Below are 15,474 nucleotides of genomic sequence, written 5' to 3'. Positions count from 1 at the left end.
CAGGGTATGGTTGAGGGGCGCAAAGGCTGGATGCAGGACAACGGAGGCGAACGCGGCAATTGACAACCGCGCGCGGGGCAAGGGGCTTCAAACGATCATGCGCGCCCTCCGGTTGGGCAACGAATCGAAACGCCTGCTAGCTCACGGTTTGTACATAGGGAGCGAAGGTTTGTATTTTGTCGCGTCAGGGTCAGGGACGCACCCGGAACACCCGCAACCGCAGGAAAGGTTTGCCGGGTGACGCATGGCCCGCCACAAGCGCCGGCCAATAAAAAAGGCTGCGCAGCCCACTGCAACGCCAACGAGAATATGCTGCATCGTGTTGCCTCCAGCAAAGGTTGCGGTGTCGATCGGCTCAGGCCGGGGTCACCAGGATGTTGGCGGCGGTGGGTGCATCCAGGCTGATGGTGCCGCCGTTGACTTTGATCATGCACTGCTGACCGCCCCCCTTGCACAGCAACTCCAACTCACAACCGGGAAGAAGCCCCATATTCGCCATCTTGGCGCAGGTGCGCCTGTCGCCGTTCACGGCGCACACCCGGAGACGGCTGTTGCAGCAGGTCTCAGGCAAGGGCGTGCCCTCCTGGACCATGCGATTGCCGCACCGCTTGCGCCGGTGACACAAGGTCTGGACGTCGCTGAGCAGGAGGCAAGATGTTTCTGATTGCTCTTTGGTCATAAATGCAAGCTGTGCCGGTTGCGAAGGATTGATTGCCTGCTGGCTTTGCCGCGACGGATTTGCGGCCGAGAAAAATGTTTCTCCCGTCAACAGCGGTCGGGCGCAACAGTCATTGTTAGTTATTCCAAACAATGGCCACTGTCAACAGCTTTGCCAAGACGCGGGCGTGTCGTTGGCGTTTTTTTATTTGGGCGAAGGGGGCTGCCTGCCGCGGATGCGGCGGCAAGGAACGATTGTCGCGATGAGCGGCCCGCAGAAGGGCGCGGCCCGGCGGCCTGCCCTCCTGTGGGTGCGCGTTTGGCTGGAGGCGCTGGTCAGGAGGCGACGTCCACCTCGATGAAATCCGCCTCGTTGTTGCGCAGGGTCAGGGTGCCGCCCATGATTCGGAGCGCGACCGGGTCGTTTAAGGGGGCGCGCTGTTTCACCGTGATTTCGGCGCCCGGCACCAGGCCCATTTCGCGGATGCGGTGACCAAGTTCGCCGCCCACCTTGACCGAGACAATGACGCCGGTCTGGTTGATCGCCATTTTTCGTAGGTTCATAAGCGCCATGGCGGCCCTCTATTCCGTTTCGTTGAGTTTGGCCCAGCTGTCGCGCAGGGTGACGATGCGGTTGAACACCGGCTTGTCCGGGCTGCTAGCCACCGCGTCGAGGCAGAAGTATCCCTGCCGCTCGAATTGAAACCGGTCCTCAATCGTTGCCCCGGCCAGTCCCGGCTCCAGCATGCATTCGGGCAGCGCGGTCAGCGAGGCGGGGTTGAGGAATTCCTTGAAATGCTTTTCCTTGTCCGCATCCGGATACTCGGCGGTGAACAGCCGATCATACAGCCGCACCTCAGCCCGCAGGGCGTGGGGAGCGGAAACCCAGTGGATGGTGCCCTTGACCTTGCGGCCGTCCGGAGCCGAACCGCCCTGGCTGGCCGGATCGTAAACGCAGCGCAGTTCCACCACCCGGCCCTGATCGTCTTTAATCGCCTCCTGGCAGGTGACGAGGTAGGCGTAGCGCAGCCGCACTTCCCGGCCCACGCTGAGGCGGAAGAATTTCTTGGGCGCGTCCTCCATGAAATCCGAGCGTTCGATATAAATTTCACGGGAGAACGGCACAATCCGCTCACCCATTTCTGGGTTCTGCGGATGATTCTGGGCCCGGATCTCCTCGGTCTGCCCTTCCGGATAGTTGGTGATCACGATCTTGAGCGGATCAAGCACGCCGAAAACCCGGGGGGCGTTGAGATTGAGATCGTCGCGCACCGCGTTTTCCAGCACGCCCATGTCAATCCAACTCTCCCGTTTGCCGATGCCGATGGTAGCGCAGAAGTTGCGGATCGAGGCCGGCGTGTATCCCCGGCGGCGCAGGCCCGAGATGGTCAACATCCGGGGGTCGTCCCAGCCCGAGACGTGGCCGTCCTGCACCAGCTGCAGCAGTTTGCGTTTGCTGGTGACCGTGTAGTTGATGTTGAGCCGGGCAAATTCGATCTGCCGGGGATGGTTGGGGGTGTGCAGGGTGTCCAGCACCCAGTCGTACAGGGCCCGGTTGTTTTCGAATTCCAGGGTGCAGAGGCTGTGGGTGATTTTTTCCTGCATGTCGGAGAGGCAGTGGGTGAAATCGTACATCGGGTAGATGCACCATTTGTCGCCGGTGCGGTGATGGCTGGCCTTGAGGATGCGGTAAATCACCGGGTCGCGCAGGACGATGTTGGGCGAGGCCATGTCGATTTTGGCCCGCAGCACGCAAGCGCCTTCCTCAAGTTGGCCGGCGCGCATCTGGGCGAAAAGGTCGAGATTCTCGGCCACGGTCCGGTTGCGGTACGGGCTCTCCTTGCCCGGTTCGGTCAGGGTGCCGCGGTATACGCGGGTCTCGTCGCCGCTTAGGTGGCACACGTAGGCCTTGCCCATTTTGATCAGTTCAACGGCAAAATCGTGGAGTTGATCAAAATAATCCGAGGCGTAGTAGAGGTGGTCGCCCCAGTCAAAGCCCAGCCAGCGCACGTCCCGTTTGATTGACTCTACATATTCGGTGGATTCCTTGCCCGGATTGGTGTCGTCGAAGCGCAGATGGCAGGTGGCGTTGTTTTCCACCGCGATCCCAAAATTGAGGCAGATCGACTTGGCGTGGCCGATGTGAAGAAAGCCGTTGGGTTCGGGGGGAAAGCGGGTGACGATGGTTTGGTGCTTTCCGGAGGCCAGATCCTCGGCAATGATCTGACGAATGAAATCAAGCGGTTTGCTTGCGGTTTCTTTTTCTGTGGTCATGAAAGTGGTGTCCCGTTGCAAAAGGTTAGGCTGCGGCGAACAGGCGATCAATGTGGCGAAGTCGCGCCACAACCCGTTCCTGGCCGAGAGCGACAACGACGTCAAACATCGAGGGGCCGGCCAACTGCCCGGTGAGCACGGTCCGCATGCCGTTGATCAGCGTGCCGGGCTTGACCGCAAGCTCATCAGCCAGTTCGCGGCAGACGCGCTCGCTTTCCAGGGCGCTGAAGTCGGTTAACGCGGCGAAACGCTCTGCCAGCAGAGGCAGCCAGTCGCGCAACTCCGGAAATTTGAGCACGTTTTTGGCCAGCGGTTTGGGATCGATGTCATAGCTGTCGGAAAAATAGGCGCGGCCAGCGGCGGTGAAATCCTTGAGAGTGTGGAATCGGTCGCGGATCATCCCCAGGGTGGCCAGAAACCAGTCGCGGCGGCTGGTTTCGTAGGCCGGTTCCCAGAGGTGTTCGGCCTCGAGTTCCCGCCGCACCAGCGCCCCAAGTTGTTCCAGGTCCATGGTGCGCAGGTAGTGCTCGTTGACGGCGATCAGCTTGGGGTCGGTGAAAAATTTGGGATCGCCCGGTTTGAAGTTGAACACCGAGTTGACCCGGCTCATGCGGGAAAGGCTGAAGGCCTCGATCAATTCGTCGCGGGAGAAAAATTCCTGATCCGTGCCGGGATTCCAGCCGAGCAGGCAAAGGAAATTGCACAGTGCCCAGGGGATGAAGCCCCGGTCCCGGTAAAACTGCACCGCCACGATCTCGCCGTGGCTGCGTTTGGAGATTTTGCGCTTCTGCAGATCCAGAGTCAGCGGCATGTGGGCAAACACCGGGAGTTTGGCGCCCAGGGCCTCGTAGAGCAGAACCTGGCGGGTGGTGTTGGTCATGTGGTCCTGACCGCGGATGATGTGGGTGATGCGGTCGCGGATGTCGTCAACCACATTGCACAGCAGATACAGCGGCTTGCCGTTGGAGCGGACAATGACAAAATCCTCAATCTCACTGTAGGCCCGCTCGATCCGGCCCAGGACCTCGTCGTCGTAAAACATCGTGCCCGGCCGTTCGGGGACCTTGAAGCGGATGACGGCGTCCAACCCTTGCGCTTCTTTTTCGCTAATCTGTTCAGCGCTCAAATGACGGCAGGTTCCGTCGTAACCGACCTCGCGTTTTTTCTCGGCCAGGGCGGTCTCGCGTTTTTTCTCGAGCTCTTCCTTGGTGCAAAAACACTTGTACGCATGTCCTGCGGCCAGCAGCCGGTTGGCGGCGGCAATGTGATCGGCGGCGAATTCGGTCTGGAAATACGGGCCTTCGTCCCAATCAATGCCAAGCCATTGCAAGCCGTCGATGATGCCGTCAATCGAGGCCTGGGTGGATCGTTCCTCGTCGGTGTCTTCAATGCGCAAGATCAGCTTGCCGTTGTGCTGTTTGGCGAAAAGCCAGTTAAACAACGCGGTTCTGGCGCCCCCGATGTGCAGGTAACCGGTGGGGCTGGGGGGAAAGCGAACGCGTACTTCTTCCATGGAGAACTCCTGTTGGTGACTCAGATTCTGTTTTTCGCGATTATGGTGCGGAAAACTGCAAATATATAGCGCCTAAAAGGTTTCACTTCAAGGGGAAGCTGCGCCGGTTTTCCCGATTGCCGGCGGTCGGCGGAAGTCGCGGCAGAGGAATTGATCGCCGCTACTTTAACATTGTAGGCGTCCGGGAATGCCGGTATATTCGCGCAACAGCATTTCGGCGGATTAAGCGACGAGTTGACTTGTCGGCCCGCAAGCCACAGGCGATGCTGTTTCAACCGAATCCTTTATGAGGCTTGTTTTCCCTGCGGCGCTCTTATGCGTCGGGGAGCGGCAGGCAATCGAACGGTGTGTGAAGAGTTATGAGCGAGAACCTTTCAAATTGCGATGAATGCCCGGATGGCCGGGTCAAGGATGCGTCCGGCAGATGCGTCATGCCCGAGGTCACCTTTGCCTCCTTTATTCTCTCGTTGAACACGTCCGCCCTCTATCACATGGGCGAACTGCCGCATCCGGAAACCGGGCAACGGATAGTCGACCGGGAGTTGGCCAAGCACACCATCGACACCCTGACTCTGCTTGCCGTCAAGACCAAAGGCAACCTTGACGCCAACGAAAACGAGTTGCTGACCCGCATTCTCTATGAATTGAAGATGCGGTTTGTCAAGCTGGCCTGAAACTTTAAGCGCGGAACAGGCAATGCGGCAAGATCGGCTGACGCTCAAGGCTCCGGCTAAAATCAATCTGTATCTCAAGGTAACGGGGCAACGAGCCGACGGCTACCACTGTCTTGAGACGCTGATGCAGAAGGTCGGCTTGTATGACGAGCTTGAGCTGCAGCCGTGCGCGGCGGGCATTCATTTGCAGTGCGCCGGCAAGGGCATTCCCCATGATCGGGGCAATTTGGTCTATCGGGCGGCAGAGGTGTTCCTGCAGGCGACCGAGGCGCGACGCAATGGTTCGGTTGGCGGCGTGAAGCTGGCCCTGACCAAGAGAATACCGGTCGCAGCCGGACTTGGCGGCGGCAGCAGCGATGCGGCCGCCACGCTGAAAGGGCTGAACCAGTTGTATGGTTGCGGGTGCGCCGATGAAGAATTGGCGGCCATGGGGTTGCGCCTTGGCGCGGACGTGCCGTTTTTTCTTGCTGACGCCCCGGCGGCCGTGGCCACGGGAATCGGCGAAATTCTTACACCGGTTTCGCCGTTGAGCGGGCACAGCGTTCTCCTGGTTAATCCGGGGTTTTCCGTCTCCACCCGGTGGGTTTATCAGACTTTTGCATTGACAAGACAGGAAAACGGAAGTAACCTAAAAAATTCGCAGGAAGATGTTGATGGGTCGCTGGCGACCGCATCGCGAAATGATCTTGAAGCTGTCACTGTTCGCAAATATCCCGAGATCGAGCGGTTGAAGGCTGAATTGTTGCAAAATGGGGCGGTTCGGGCGTTGATGTCCGGTTCCGGCCCAACGGTGTTTGGATTGTTTGCTGATCCCCGGCAGGCGGAAACGTGCTGGGCGGTTATGAATCGTCGTTTTGCCCACACCTATTTAGTTGATCCTGTCCAATGAAATTGAATGTCACTGTCCGTACAGTGTATCTGGCAATGTGCTGGGGCGTCGTCAAGCGGTAAGACACAAGGTTTTGATCCTTGCATTCGGGGGTTCGAATCCTCCCGCCCCAGCCACTCTGAGATGAGATGGTCGTCATGCCCAAAAATATGAAGATTTTCACCGGCAACGCCAATCCGGCCATTGCTCAAGAAATTTGTGAATACCTGGGTGCGCCGCTCGGCGCAGCTGAGGTGAAGCAGTTCTCGGACGGTGAAATTTCTGTCGAGATCGGCGAAAATGTTCGCGGCGCCGATGTGTTTGTAGTGCAGCCCACCTGCACCCCGGTCAATCATCACCTCATGGAGTTGTTGATCATGATCGATGCGTTGCGGCGGGCTTCTGCGCGAAGAATTACCGCGGTTCTACCTTATTACGGGTATGCCCGCCAGGACCGCAAGGTGCGGCCCCGTGTGCCGATAACCGCCAAGGCGGTTGCCGAAATGCTCATGGTGGTTGGGACCCGCAGGGTGCTTTGCATGGATTTGCACGCCGGACAGATTCAGGGGTTTTTCAATATCCCGGTTGATCATCTCTACGCAGCCCCCATTATCTTGAAGTATATCCGGGAGAGCTTTACCGACGTGGTGATGGTTTCTCCCGACGCCGGCGGAGTGGAGCGCACCCGTGCCTTTGCCAAGCGGCTGAACGCGGGGTTGGCGATTATCGACAAGCGTCGCGAACGGGCCAACGAATGCGAAGCGGTGCATGTCATTGGCGATGTTGCCGGGAAAACGGCCATCCTGCTGGACGATATTGTCGACACCGCCGGCACGCTGTGCGGCGGCGCAGAAATACTGAAAAAAGTCGGCGCCAAAGAAGTGCACGCCTGTTGCTCGCACGGCGTTTTGTCTGGGCCGGCCATTGAGCGCATCGGGCGATCCTGCTTGAAATCGCTTTTGGTGACGAATTCCATACCGCTGAAAGAAGAAGCCAGGCAGTGTGATAAAATAACAGTGCTGTCGGTGGGGGAATTGCTGGGGGAGGCTATCAGCAGAATCCACAATGAAGATTCCGTCAGTTATCTGTTTGTTTAATTTTATAAATGACAACGAATTGTTATAGATCCCAGAGTAAGGGGGGAGGGCGTTTATGCTTCAAGTAAATATCGAGTCTACAGTGCGTACGGTTTTTGGAAAAGGGCCGATGCGGCAGTTGCGGATGCGCGACGTCACGCCTGCTAATTTGTATAGCGGCGGAGTCGCATCCGTGTCCCTCCAGTTTGAGACAGCTAAGCTCTATAAGAGTCTCTTGTTTATCCACGGTCGCAATGCTGTTCTGAGCCTCAAGATTGAGGGCGATAGCAAGGGCGAGCGCCATGTGCTTGTTCAGGAGATCCAAAAGGCGCCTATCAACGGCAGTCTGCTGCATGTCGACTTCTTGGAGATTGATCTTGCCAAACCTGCCGCTTTTACCGTTCCGATTGAATACGTCGGCACTGCAAAAGGCGTGGACCTCGGCGGCGAGCTGCAGGTGTTCAAGGACACCGTGCGGTTGCGCGGTTGCCCGTTGGATATCCCCGATGTGATCAAGGTTGACATCACGCCGCTCGAGCAAGGGCAGGCTGGTCTCACCTACGGCGATCTTCCGGTTCCCGCAAACGTTGAAATGCTCGAAAAGGCCGCCACCACCTGCGTTGCGGTCTATTGAGCAACACTTCTCCGCACTAGGGTTTTCCACGTTTTAATCATGCAGAGATCGAGCCGAAACTAGTTTTCGGCTCGATCTGTTTCTTGGCTTTTCTCTATTCATGGCGGATTCCAAATTTCTGCTCGTCGGTCTTGGCAATCCCGGACCGGATTACCACCTTTCCAGGCACAATATAGGTTTTTATTTCCTCGATCATCTCGCCCTTGCTGCGCAGGTGCGGATTGACACCCCGAAAATGCAGGGGTTGTTCCACCAGGGACGCGCCTACGGCAGTCAGGTGCTGTATCTCAAACCGCAGACGTATATGAATCGCTCCGGCGAATGCGTCAGGAGTTTTCTCGATTATTTCAAGATTCCGATGGAACACCTGTTGGTGTTGCACGACGACATCGATCTTGGGCCTGGGCGCATCAAGGTGGTGAGTAAGGGCGGGGCTGGCGGTCATAATGGCGTGCGCTCTGTGGCTCAGCATCTCGGCACACTGGAATTTGCGCGGCTGAAGATCGGCGTGGGACGGCCAGAAGTGGACGCCCAGGGGCAAGGGCAACCGGTGGATCGATTTGTGCTTTCGCGGATGAGTGAAGACGAGTTGGGGTTGTTTGAACAGCGTAACACGTTCGTTGCAGAGGCGGTCGAGTTGTTCGTCCGTGAAGGAATCGGGCGGTGCATGAATCAGATCAACGGCAGATGACGCCGCTCCAAGCGACTCCGCCGGTGTTTCTCCCTCTTGCTGGTTTGTGCGTGGGGCGATAGCTGCCAGATATCAATCAGGGTTTTTACCTGCCCAATCTTTCTCGGTCTCTTCGACCATGCAACCTTTGCCAATAATTAAAAAATATGCTACTATAGCATTTTAAGAATACGCTGATTTTTCCAAGTCTGATCAGTGTACGTCTATCCTAGTTTGTGGAGGTCCATGTGTTTTCAGAAGGTGATATGGCTGTGTATCCGGCCCACGGCGTAGGACTCATTGAGGCCATAGAAACGCAAACCATCGGCGGTGTTGATCAAAGTTTTTATGTGATGAAAATTCTCGACAACGACATGACCATCATGATCCCGACGGCCACCAGCGCAAATGTTGGCTTGCGGGCCATTATCTCTGGCGAAGAGGTCGCAAAGGTCATTGAGATTTTGCAAGAGCGCGACATTATCATCACCGCTCAGACTTGGAATCGCCGGTACCGAGAGTATATGGAAAAAATCAAAACCGGCTCTGTGTTCGAAGTGGCGGTGGTGTTGCGCGATCTTTTTCTGCTGAAAGAAGACAAGGACCTTTCCTATGGTGAAAGGAAGATGTTGGACACCGCCAAAAGTTTGCTTGTTAAAGAACTGTCGCTTGCCAAACAGATGGAAGAGGCGATGATTGAGCAACAGATCGAAAAGTTGTTCTGTTAAATACATCCGCTGCGGGTGATTGATGGCAGGTTTGGCGGAGAATGGCTGGGTGGCTTTGGAACATCCGCCGCAGGTCGCATCGGAGGCTGGGTTTGCAGCGTCGCCTGCCGAAGCCGGACAGCGGCTCGACCACGCTCTTGTTCATCAATATCCTGAACATTCCCGTTCCTCACTGCATAAGCTCATCGAGGCCGGTCATGTGCGCGTCGACGGAAAGACCGTCAAAGCTGGCCATCGCCTGCGGGCGGGCGACTTGGTCAGCGTTTCGTGGCCGCCGGCGCCGCCCAGGGATTTGGTCCCGGAGCAGATCGATTTTCCTGTCCTTTTTGAGGACGAACACCTGCTGGTGATCAGCAAACCGCCCGGTTTGGTTGTTCACCCTGCCTGCGGCCACTCCTCCGGCACCTTGGCGCATGGATTGCTGTACAGGCATCAAGACCTCCCTTCCTCCGCCAGCAGTCGCCCTGGCATTGTTCATCGTTTGGACAAAGATACTTCGGGGGTGATGCTTGTTGCAAAAACTGAGCAGGCCCTGTGCGCACTCATGGCCGACTTCAAAGACAGGAAAATTCAGAAAACCTATCACGCGCTCTTGCTCCATGCCCCCCGAGAGCGCGACGGTCGGGTGGTCGCGCCTATTGGCAGGCATCCGATTGATCGGAAAAAGATGGCCATTCGTCCCCTTCATGGTCGATATGCGGCGACCCATTGGCATATTCTTGAATATTTCGCCAATGGCTGGTGCTTTGCGGAAATCGGCATCGAAACCGGAAGAACGCATCAAATTCGGGTGCACATGGCGTCGGTGAAGGCGCCTGTGGTTGGTGACGCCTTGTACGGAGGAGCTACAGGCCGTCATGCTCCGTTGCAGCCTCTCCGTCAGCTGCTGCATGCGAGTTCGCTCAAACTGCACCACCCGTCAACCGGCGCGGAGCTCTGTTTTACCGCCCCTCTTTGGGGTGATATGCAAACCATGCTTGATGCGTTGCGGAGCGCCGAATCTTGACGCCCTTCTTGCTTGGCGTTACTGGCGGCATCGGGTCGGGTAAAAGCTGCGTCAGTCGCCTGCTGGCGAGTTACTGTCTGGCGCCGCTTGTTGACGTGGATCAGTGTTGCCGGCGACTGCTTGAGATTGATCAGCCCGGTTGGCTGGCCCTCCGCGCAGCCTTTGGCGACGTTTTTTTGCAGGCTAACGGCGCGGTTGATCGGACTGCTTTGCGGGAACGACTTTTTAGCGAACCGCAGTTCCGTTGTCAGGTTGACAGGCTGTTGCACCCCTTGGCCCGCGAGGCGATGCGCCGCGCGGCGGCAAGTTGCCAGGAATCGTTGGTTTTGATTGAAATTCCCTTGCTGTACGAGGCGGGGTGGCAAAGCGAGGTCGATGCGGTGCTAGTGGTGTATGCGCGCCGCGGCGCCCAGTGTTGCAGGATCATGCGACGAGACGGGGTTTCCCGACGAAAAGCGGCGCAGGCCATAGCGGCGCAAATGAACCTTGGCGACAAAGCCGAGATGGCCGACTATGTCATCGACAACAGCGATTCCTGGGCCTGTGTTCGGCAACGGGTTGTAGGGCTGGGAAATGAGCTTTCCGAACGGTTTGCGGGGTAATTGGGGCGAGAAAGTGCTTGACAGTCGAACGTGAAACAAATATCTAACAGGTAACGTCTCAACAGATCGATTTCTATCCATCGGTTTCTTGTTCTGATATTTCACGCAACGTATATATAATTTGACCAAAATCCAGGAACGACGTGTCGACCTGAGAGGTCAAATCTACAGGAATCTGAGTTTCATTGGGTTTTTGCTCCCTTTGTATCCAGTTAGCCGCTGTACAATACTATAAAACACTCCTTTTTCTCTCAATAGAGCTATCTTGGCGCGAAAAGCGCGGACATGTTGGCGTCGGACTCTATCGCGCCGCTCTTTCCACTTCGAAGAAAAATCCAATTTATTGCAGCTGACGGTTGTCAGCGGTTTTTATCGTACTGACCTCCTGGAGGAATGACCGGTCAATGAATCCAACTGAGTTGAAGAATAAAAAAATTAAAGAACTCGTCAGCCTTGCCGCCTCTCTCAATATTGAGGGGTATAGCAATATGACCAAGCAGGAGCTGATCTTCGCCATCCTCAAGGAGCAGGCGGATGAAGACGGCAAGTTGCGAGGCAGTGGGGTGCTTGAAATCCTTCAGGATGGATTCGGTTTTCTCCGGGCTCCGGACTACAATTATCTCCCAGGGCCGGACGACATCTATGTGTCGCCGTCCCAAATTCGCCGATTGAATCTGCGTACTGGCGACAGTGTTGAAGGCGAGGTGCGGGCGCCTAAGGACAACGAGCGCTATTTCGCCCTGCTCAAGGTCGACACCATCAATTATGAATTGCCGGAAGCGGCCAAGAACAAAACCGCTTTTATCAATCTGACGCCGCTCCATCCCGAGGAGTTGATCAATCTTGAGACCACCCCGGACAACCTCTCCATGCGGGTGCTCAACATTGCCGCGCCGCTGGGCAAAGGGCAGCGCGGATTGATTGTCGCGCCGCCGCGCACCGGCAAGACGGTGCTGATGCAGAAAATCGCCAACTCGATCGTCGCCAATCACAAAGAGATCATTCTGATTGTCTTGTTGATTGACGAGCGGCCGGAAGAGGTCACCGACATGCGCCGGAACGTCGACGCCGAGGTGGTCAGCTCAACCTTCGACGAACCGCCGCAACGTCACATTCAGGTGGCGGAAATGGTAATCCAGAAGGCGCAACGGTTGGTGGAGCACAAGAAGGACGTGGTTATCCTGCTGGACTCGATCACCCGTTTGGCCCGTGCGTACAACACGGTCACCCCGGCTTCGGGCAAAATACTCTCCGGCGGCGTCGAGGCCAACGCCCTGCACCGGCCCAAACGGTTTTTCGGCGCAGCCCGTAACCTCGAAGAGGGCGGCAGTTTGACCATCCTGGCCACGGCCCTGATTGACACCGGCAGCCGTATGGACGAGGTTATCTTCGAGGAGTTCAAGGGCACCGGCAATATGGAGATTGTCCTGGATCGGAAAATGGCCAATCGGCGCATTTATCCGGCCATCGACATTCAGAAGTCCGGAACCCGCAAGGAAGACCTGCTGTTGCCTCCGGAGGATCTCAATCGAATTTGGATTCTGCGCAAGCTGCTGTCTTCAATGAATCCTGCCGACGCCATGGATTTTCTTTTGGATAAAATGGGACAAACCAAGACCAACCAGGAGTTTTTTGCCTCGATGAACCGGTAGGATACGTTTTTCCTTCCAAGAAACGATGGAAAAAGATATAAAGTAAACTTTTTTGTGCAAATTTCATTGCGGGAAAAATTTTCAGAAGGAGTAGGACCATGAAACCAGACACCCATCCAGAATATCATCAAATCAAAGCAATGTGCGCTTGCGGCAATGAGATCGAACTCGGTTCGGTAAACCGCGAGATGCGCGTTGAAATCTGTTCCGCTTGCCATCCGTTTTTTACCGGCAAGCAGAAATTGGTCGACACTGCCGGCCGTATTGAAAAATTCAAGAAAAAATACGCCGGCTATCAGGGAACAAACAAAAAGTAACCTGCCTGTCCCACTTTTTTCATTATCCCTCCTGACCACGGGCGTGGCCGCATGTCGTACTTCCTGTCTCGCGACGTCTGCGGGCAGATGCCGGCAACTCGGCGCCTGTGGTCAAGGGGGATTTTCTTTTTTTGAGCCGTGCTGGGCATGTTTGAGAATCTGCGCGATATAGATGAAAAACTGAAGGCGTTGGAGCGGCAACTCTCCGACCCCCAGTTGGTCAGCGATCAGAAACGCTATCGGGATGTGGTCCGCGAGCACGCCAACGTGTCCAAGGTCGCTGAGTTGTACGCCGCTTACACGTCGGTCCGCCTGCAGATTGTGGAAAATCAGGAACTGCTCCGTACCGAACAGGACGATCCTGACCTGGTCGAACTTGCCAAGGCCGAGCTGGAAGAGCTTGCCCTACGGCAAACCGAGTTGGAAAAAGCCATCCGCATTCGCCTGTTGCCCAAAGATCCCAATGATGAAAAGAATATTTTTCTTGAAATCAGGGCCGGAACCGGCGGCGACGAAGCGGCCCTGTTCGTGGCCGATCTCTTTCGCATGTACAGCAGATACGCAGAGACCCAGGGCTGGAAGGTGGAGGTGATGAGTTCGAATCCCATCGGCATCGGCGGGTTCAAGGAGATCATTGCCTTGATCAGCGGCGCTCAGGTCTACTCCCGGCTGAAATATGAATCCGGGGTGCACCGCGTGCAGCGCGTGCCCGACACCGAAACCCAGGGCCGCATTCACACTTCGGCGGTCACGGTCGCCATCATCCCCGAGGCCGAAGAGGTTGATCTGCACATCGAGCCCCATGAACTCAAGTTCGACGTGTATCGCTCCTCCGGCCCCGGCGGCCAATCGGTCAACACCACCGATTCCGCCGTTCGGGTGACCCATCTGCCCACCGGCTTGGTGGTGACCTGTCAGGACGAAAAATCCCAGCACAAAAATAAGGCCAAGGCGCTGCAAGTGCTGCGGGCCCGGTTGCTGGACAAACTGGAGCAGGAACGGCACGACCGGATTTCCGAGGATCGGAAAAGTCAGGTTGGTTCGGGCGACCGCAGTGAGCGAATCCGCACCTACAATTATCCTCAGGGACGGATTACCGATCACCGGATCAATCTCACCATCTACCGCCTGGAACAGGTGGTGTCTGGTATGCTCGACGACGTCATTTTGCCGATTATCACCCATTATCAAACCGAAGCGCTTAAATCCACCCAGTAGCAGCTTTGGCCCTGTCCGCAAGCGATGCGCATTGATGAACTTCTGACTGTTGCAACTCGGCAACTGGAACAAGCGGGCGTCGACAACCCGGCCCTTGACGCCCGACTCCTGTTGCAGCATCTGAGCGCGATGACCAGAAGCGAGTTGGTGCTGCACGGCGACAGGGCTGTGGATTCTTCCCTGCTCAACCAGTATTGCCAACTTGTCGAACAACGCGGCCAACGTATTCCCCTGCAGCATCTGATCGGCTCGCAGGAGTTCTGGTCGCTGGATTTCATCGTCTCGCCCGCGGTGTTGATACCCCGTCCTGAAACGGAATTTTTGCTGGAACAGGCGTTGACGATCTGTGTAGGCAGCCGTATTGAACACGCCCTCGACATGTGCACCGGCAGCGGGGTGATTGCGGTCGTGCTGGCGCGGGAGCTTGCCTGCCCGGTGACGGCGGTTGATCTTTCCGAGGCCGCCTTGGCGGTTGCGGCGACCAATGTCGCCTGCCATAATGTTGCGGACCGAGTTGATCTGGTGTGCAGCGATCTGTTTGCGGGCCTGAATCCTCGGCAGCAATACGACCTGATCGTCAGTAACCCCCCGTATGTTGTGGACGGGGAAATTGAAGGCCTGGAGCCGGAAGTCGCCAGGTTTGAACCGCGACTGGCTCTCTCGGGCGGTACAGGCGGTCTGGACTGCATTGCGCGCATAGCCGTTGCCGCTGAATCGTTTCTGCGGCCCGGCGGCTGGCTTTTTTTAGAGATCGGCGCTGATCAGAAAGAAGCAGTCCGCGCCCTGCTCGCCGCGCCGGAGCGCCGGTATGGCGACGTGGCGGTGCTCGATGACTGGGCCGGCCGAGCGCGAGTCGCCCAGGCGCGTTACACGCCGGTCGTTTGACCGGTCGATTCCCCGCAGCATACCCTTACCAATTATTTTTTACAGAGATATGGATAAACTGATCATCGAAGGCGGCCTTCCACTGTATGGCACAGTCGGCATCAGCGGCGCGAAAAATGCGGCGCTGCCCCTGTTGGCCGCGACCCTGCTCGCTCCCGGCGTACACACCCTGCATAATGTTCCTGATCTCCGCGACACCAGAACCATGCTCAAGCTGCTTGAGATTCTTGGCGCGCACTGGGAGCGGGCAGGACAGACCGTCCGCATCAACAGCGATTGTCTGACCGGGGTCGAGGCGCCCTATGAACTGGTGAAGACCATGCGCGCCTCGGTCCTTGTTCTGGGGCCGTTGTTGGCCCGTTCCGGCTTTGCCCGCGTTTCGTTGCCCGGCGGTTGCGCAATCGGCGCCCGGCCGATCAACTACCATCTCAAGGGATTTGAGAAGTTGGGGGCGATTTCACGGCTTGAACAGGGCTATGTCGAGGCTGTGGTCGAAGGACGGATGCGGGGCGGGGCGGTCTATTTCGACATCCCGTCGGTGACTGGAACGGAAAATGTGCTGATGGCCTCGGTGGTCGCCCAAGGCGACACCATCATTGAAAATGCGGCCAAGGAGCCTGAGGTCGGCAACCTGGTGGACATGCTCGTCGCCATGGGCGCCGAGATCGAGGGCCGGGACACGGATCGCTTGATCGTTCAT

At 56.9% G+C, this 15,474-nt stretch carries 17 protein-coding genes, 1 tRNA gene and 1 pseudogene; 14 read left to right on the top strand and 5 right to left on the bottom strand.

The window, feature by feature from the left end; translation table 11 throughout:
* Nucleotides 1–141: 141 nt before the first annotated feature.
* The 5 genes from RCH93_RS17950 to gltX all read right to left on the bottom strand — a co-directional run bounded on the left by RCH93_RS17950 (nucleotide 142) and on the right by gltX (nucleotide 4,444).
* A complete protein-coding gene (locus RCH93_RS17950) occupies nucleotides 142–318 on the bottom strand; it encodes a FeoB-associated Cys-rich membrane protein (protein WP_373693307.1) in 177 nt (58 codons plus the stop codon).
* Nucleotides 319–355: 37 nt separating this feature from the next.
* Complete coding sequence (locus RCH93_RS15385; RefSeq protein ID WP_306549305.1) at nucleotides 356–679, bottom strand: ferrous iron transport protein A; 324 nt, start codon at nucleotides 677–679, stop codon at nucleotides 356–358.
* 314 nt (nucleotides 680–993) lie between these two features.
* Nucleotides 994–1,230: a FeoA family protein gene (locus RCH93_RS15380; RefSeq protein WP_306549304.1), complete on the bottom strand. Its 237-nt coding sequence runs from the start codon at nucleotides 1,228–1,230 to the stop codon at nucleotides 994–996.
* A gap of 9 nt (nucleotides 1,231–1,239) precedes the next feature.
* Nucleotides 1,240–2,931: a glutamine--tRNA ligase/YqeY domain fusion protein gene (locus RCH93_RS15375; RefSeq protein WP_306549303.1), complete on the bottom strand. Its 1,692-nt coding sequence runs from the start codon at nucleotides 2,929–2,931 to the stop codon at nucleotides 1,240–1,242.
* Between the two features lie 25 nt (nucleotides 2,932–2,956).
* Nucleotides 2,957–4,444 carry a glutamate--tRNA ligase gene (gene gltX / locus RCH93_RS15370; RefSeq protein WP_306549302.1) on the bottom strand — a complete coding sequence of 496 codons (1,488 nt, stop codon included), beginning with the start codon at nucleotides 4,442–4,444 and terminating at the stop codon, nucleotides 2,957–2,959.
* Nucleotides 4,445–4,803: 359 nt separating this feature from the next.
* On the opposite strand from gltX, the gene RCH93_RS15365 reads away from it, so the two are divergent.
* The 14 genes and pseudogenes from RCH93_RS15365 to RCH93_RS15300 form a co-directional block, all read left to right on the top strand.
* Nucleotides 4,804–5,118, top strand: coding sequence for a DUF1844 domain-containing protein (locus tag RCH93_RS15365; protein WP_306549301.1), 315 nt, complete (start codon nucleotides 4,804–4,806; stop codon nucleotides 5,116–5,118).
* Between the two features lie 22 nt (nucleotides 5,119–5,140).
* Entirely contained in the window at nucleotides 5,141–6,007 is an 867-nt protein-coding gene (ispE, locus tag RCH93_RS15360; protein ID WP_306549300.1) for a 4-(cytidine 5'-diphospho)-2-C-methyl-D-erythritol kinase, read from the top strand.
* Nucleotides 6,008–6,048: 41 nt separating this feature from the next.
* A tRNA-Gln gene (locus RCH93_RS15355) sits at nucleotides 6,049–6,123 on the top strand.
* A gap of 21 nt (nucleotides 6,124–6,144) precedes the next feature.
* A complete protein-coding gene (locus tag RCH93_RS15350; RefSeq protein WP_306549299.1) occupies nucleotides 6,145–7,083 on the top strand; it encodes a ribose-phosphate pyrophosphokinase in 939 nt (312 codons plus the stop codon).
* Nucleotides 7,084–7,138: 55 nt separating this feature from the next.
* Nucleotides 7,139–7,696 (top strand): 50S ribosomal protein L25, encoded by a 558-nt coding sequence (locus RCH93_RS15345; protein WP_306549298.1) that lies wholly within the window; start codon nucleotides 7,139–7,141, stop codon nucleotides 7,694–7,696.
* Nucleotides 7,697–7,796: 100 nt separating this feature from the next.
* A complete protein-coding gene (pth, locus tag RCH93_RS15340) occupies nucleotides 7,797–8,387 on the top strand; it encodes an aminoacyl-tRNA hydrolase (RefSeq protein WP_306549297.1) in 591 nt (196 codons plus the stop codon).
* 227 nt (nucleotides 8,388–8,614) lie between these two features.
* Nucleotides 8,615–9,094: a CarD family transcriptional regulator gene (locus RCH93_RS15335; RefSeq protein WP_306549296.1), complete on the top strand. Its 480-nt coding sequence runs from the start codon at nucleotides 8,615–8,617 to the stop codon at nucleotides 9,092–9,094.
* 22 nt (nucleotides 9,095–9,116) lie between these two features.
* A complete protein-coding gene (locus RCH93_RS15330) occupies nucleotides 9,117–10,100 on the top strand; it encodes an RluA family pseudouridine synthase (protein WP_306549295.1) in 984 nt (327 codons plus the stop codon).
* Nucleotides 10,097–10,702, top strand: a complete 606-nt coding sequence (gene coaE, locus RCH93_RS15325) for a dephospho-CoA kinase (protein ID WP_306549294.1) — start codon at nucleotides 10,097–10,099, stop codon at nucleotides 10,700–10,702. Before RCH93_RS15330 ends, coaE begins: the two co-directional genes overlap by 4 nt.
* Before the next feature lie 404 nt (nucleotides 10,703–11,106).
* The gene (gene rho / locus RCH93_RS15320) at nucleotides 11,107–12,354 is read left to right on the top strand and encodes a transcription termination factor Rho (protein ID WP_306549293.1); all 1,248 of its coding nucleotides are present in this window, start codon (nucleotides 11,107–11,109) and stop codon (nucleotides 12,352–12,354) included.
* 98 nt (nucleotides 12,355–12,452) lie between these two features.
* Nucleotides 12,453–12,671, top strand: a complete 219-nt coding sequence (rpmE, locus tag RCH93_RS15315; RefSeq protein ID WP_306549292.1) for a 50S ribosomal protein L31 — start codon at nucleotides 12,453–12,455, stop codon at nucleotides 12,669–12,671.
* A 147-nt stretch (nucleotides 12,672–12,818) separates the two neighbouring features.
* Complete coding sequence (gene prfA / locus RCH93_RS15310; RefSeq protein WP_373693306.1) at nucleotides 12,819–13,889, top strand: peptide chain release factor 1; 1,071 nt, start codon at nucleotides 12,819–12,821, stop codon at nucleotides 13,887–13,889.
* A gap of 24 nt (nucleotides 13,890–13,913) precedes the next feature.
* Complete coding sequence (gene prmC, locus RCH93_RS15305; RefSeq protein WP_306549290.1) at nucleotides 13,914–14,774, top strand: peptide chain release factor N(5)-glutamine methyltransferase; 861 nt, start codon at nucleotides 13,914–13,916, stop codon at nucleotides 14,772–14,774.
* A gap of 49 nt (nucleotides 14,775–14,823) precedes the next feature.
* A pseudogene (locus RCH93_RS15300) lies at nucleotides 14,824–15,474 on the top strand (UDP-N-acetylglucosamine 1-carboxyvinyltransferase); the annotation flags it as partial.

It is taken from the genome of Desulfobulbus sp. (assembly GCF_030824455.1).
Classification (GTDB): Bacteria; Desulfobacterota; Desulfobulbia; order Desulfobulbales; family Desulfobulbaceae; genus Desulfobulbus.
The sequence above is the reverse complement of the archived record's forward strand: the minus strand, read 5'-3'. Positions and strand labels throughout refer to the sequence as shown.

Coding starts and splice junctions, on each gene's coding strand:
- RCH93_RS17950 (WP_373693307.1), bottom strand. CDS start 318: ATGCAGCATATTCTCGTTGGCGTTGCAGTGGGCTGCGCAGCCTTTTTT.
- RCH93_RS15385 (WP_306549305.1), bottom strand. CDS start 679: ATGACCAAAGAGCAATCAGAAACATCTTGCCTCCTGCTCAGCGACGTC.
- RCH93_RS15380 (WP_306549304.1), bottom strand. CDS start 1,230: ATGGCGCTTATGAACCTACGAAAAATGGCGATCAACCAGACCGGCGTC.
- RCH93_RS15375 (WP_306549303.1), bottom strand. CDS start 2,931: ATGACCACAGAAAAAGAAACCGCAAGCAAACCGCTTGATTTCATTCGT.
- gltX (WP_306549302.1), bottom strand. CDS start 4,444: ATGGAAGAAGTACGCGTTCGCTTTCCCCCCAGCCCCACCGGTTACCTG.
- RCH93_RS15365 (WP_306549301.1), top strand. CDS start 4,804: ATGAGCGAGAACCTTTCAAATTGCGATGAATGCCCGGATGGCCGGGTC.
- ispE (WP_306549300.1), top strand. CDS start 5,141: ATGCGGCAAGATCGGCTGACGCTCAAGGCTCCGGCTAAAATCAATCTG.
- RCH93_RS15350 (WP_306549299.1), top strand. CDS start 6,145: ATGCCCAAAAATATGAAGATTTTCACCGGCAACGCCAATCCGGCCATT.
- RCH93_RS15345 (WP_306549298.1), top strand. CDS start 7,139: ATGCTTCAAGTAAATATCGAGTCTACAGTGCGTACGGTTTTTGGAAAA.
- pth (WP_306549297.1), top strand. CDS start 7,797: ATGGCGGATTCCAAATTTCTGCTCGTCGGTCTTGGCAATCCCGGACCG.
- RCH93_RS15330 (WP_306549295.1), top strand. CDS start 9,117: ATGGCAGGTTTGGCGGAGAATGGCTGGGTGGCTTTGGAACATCCGCCG.
- rho (WP_306549293.1), top strand. CDS start 11,107: ATGAATCCAACTGAGTTGAAGAATAAAAAAATTAAAGAACTCGTCAGC.
- rpmE (WP_306549292.1), top strand. CDS start 12,453: ATGAAACCAGACACCCATCCAGAATATCATCAAATCAAAGCAATGTGC.
- prfA (WP_373693306.1), top strand. CDS start 12,819: ATGTTTGAGAATCTGCGCGATATAGATGAAAAACTGAAGGCGTTGGAG.
- prmC (WP_306549290.1), top strand. CDS start 13,914: ATGCGCATTGATGAACTTCTGACTGTTGCAACTCGGCAACTGGAACAA.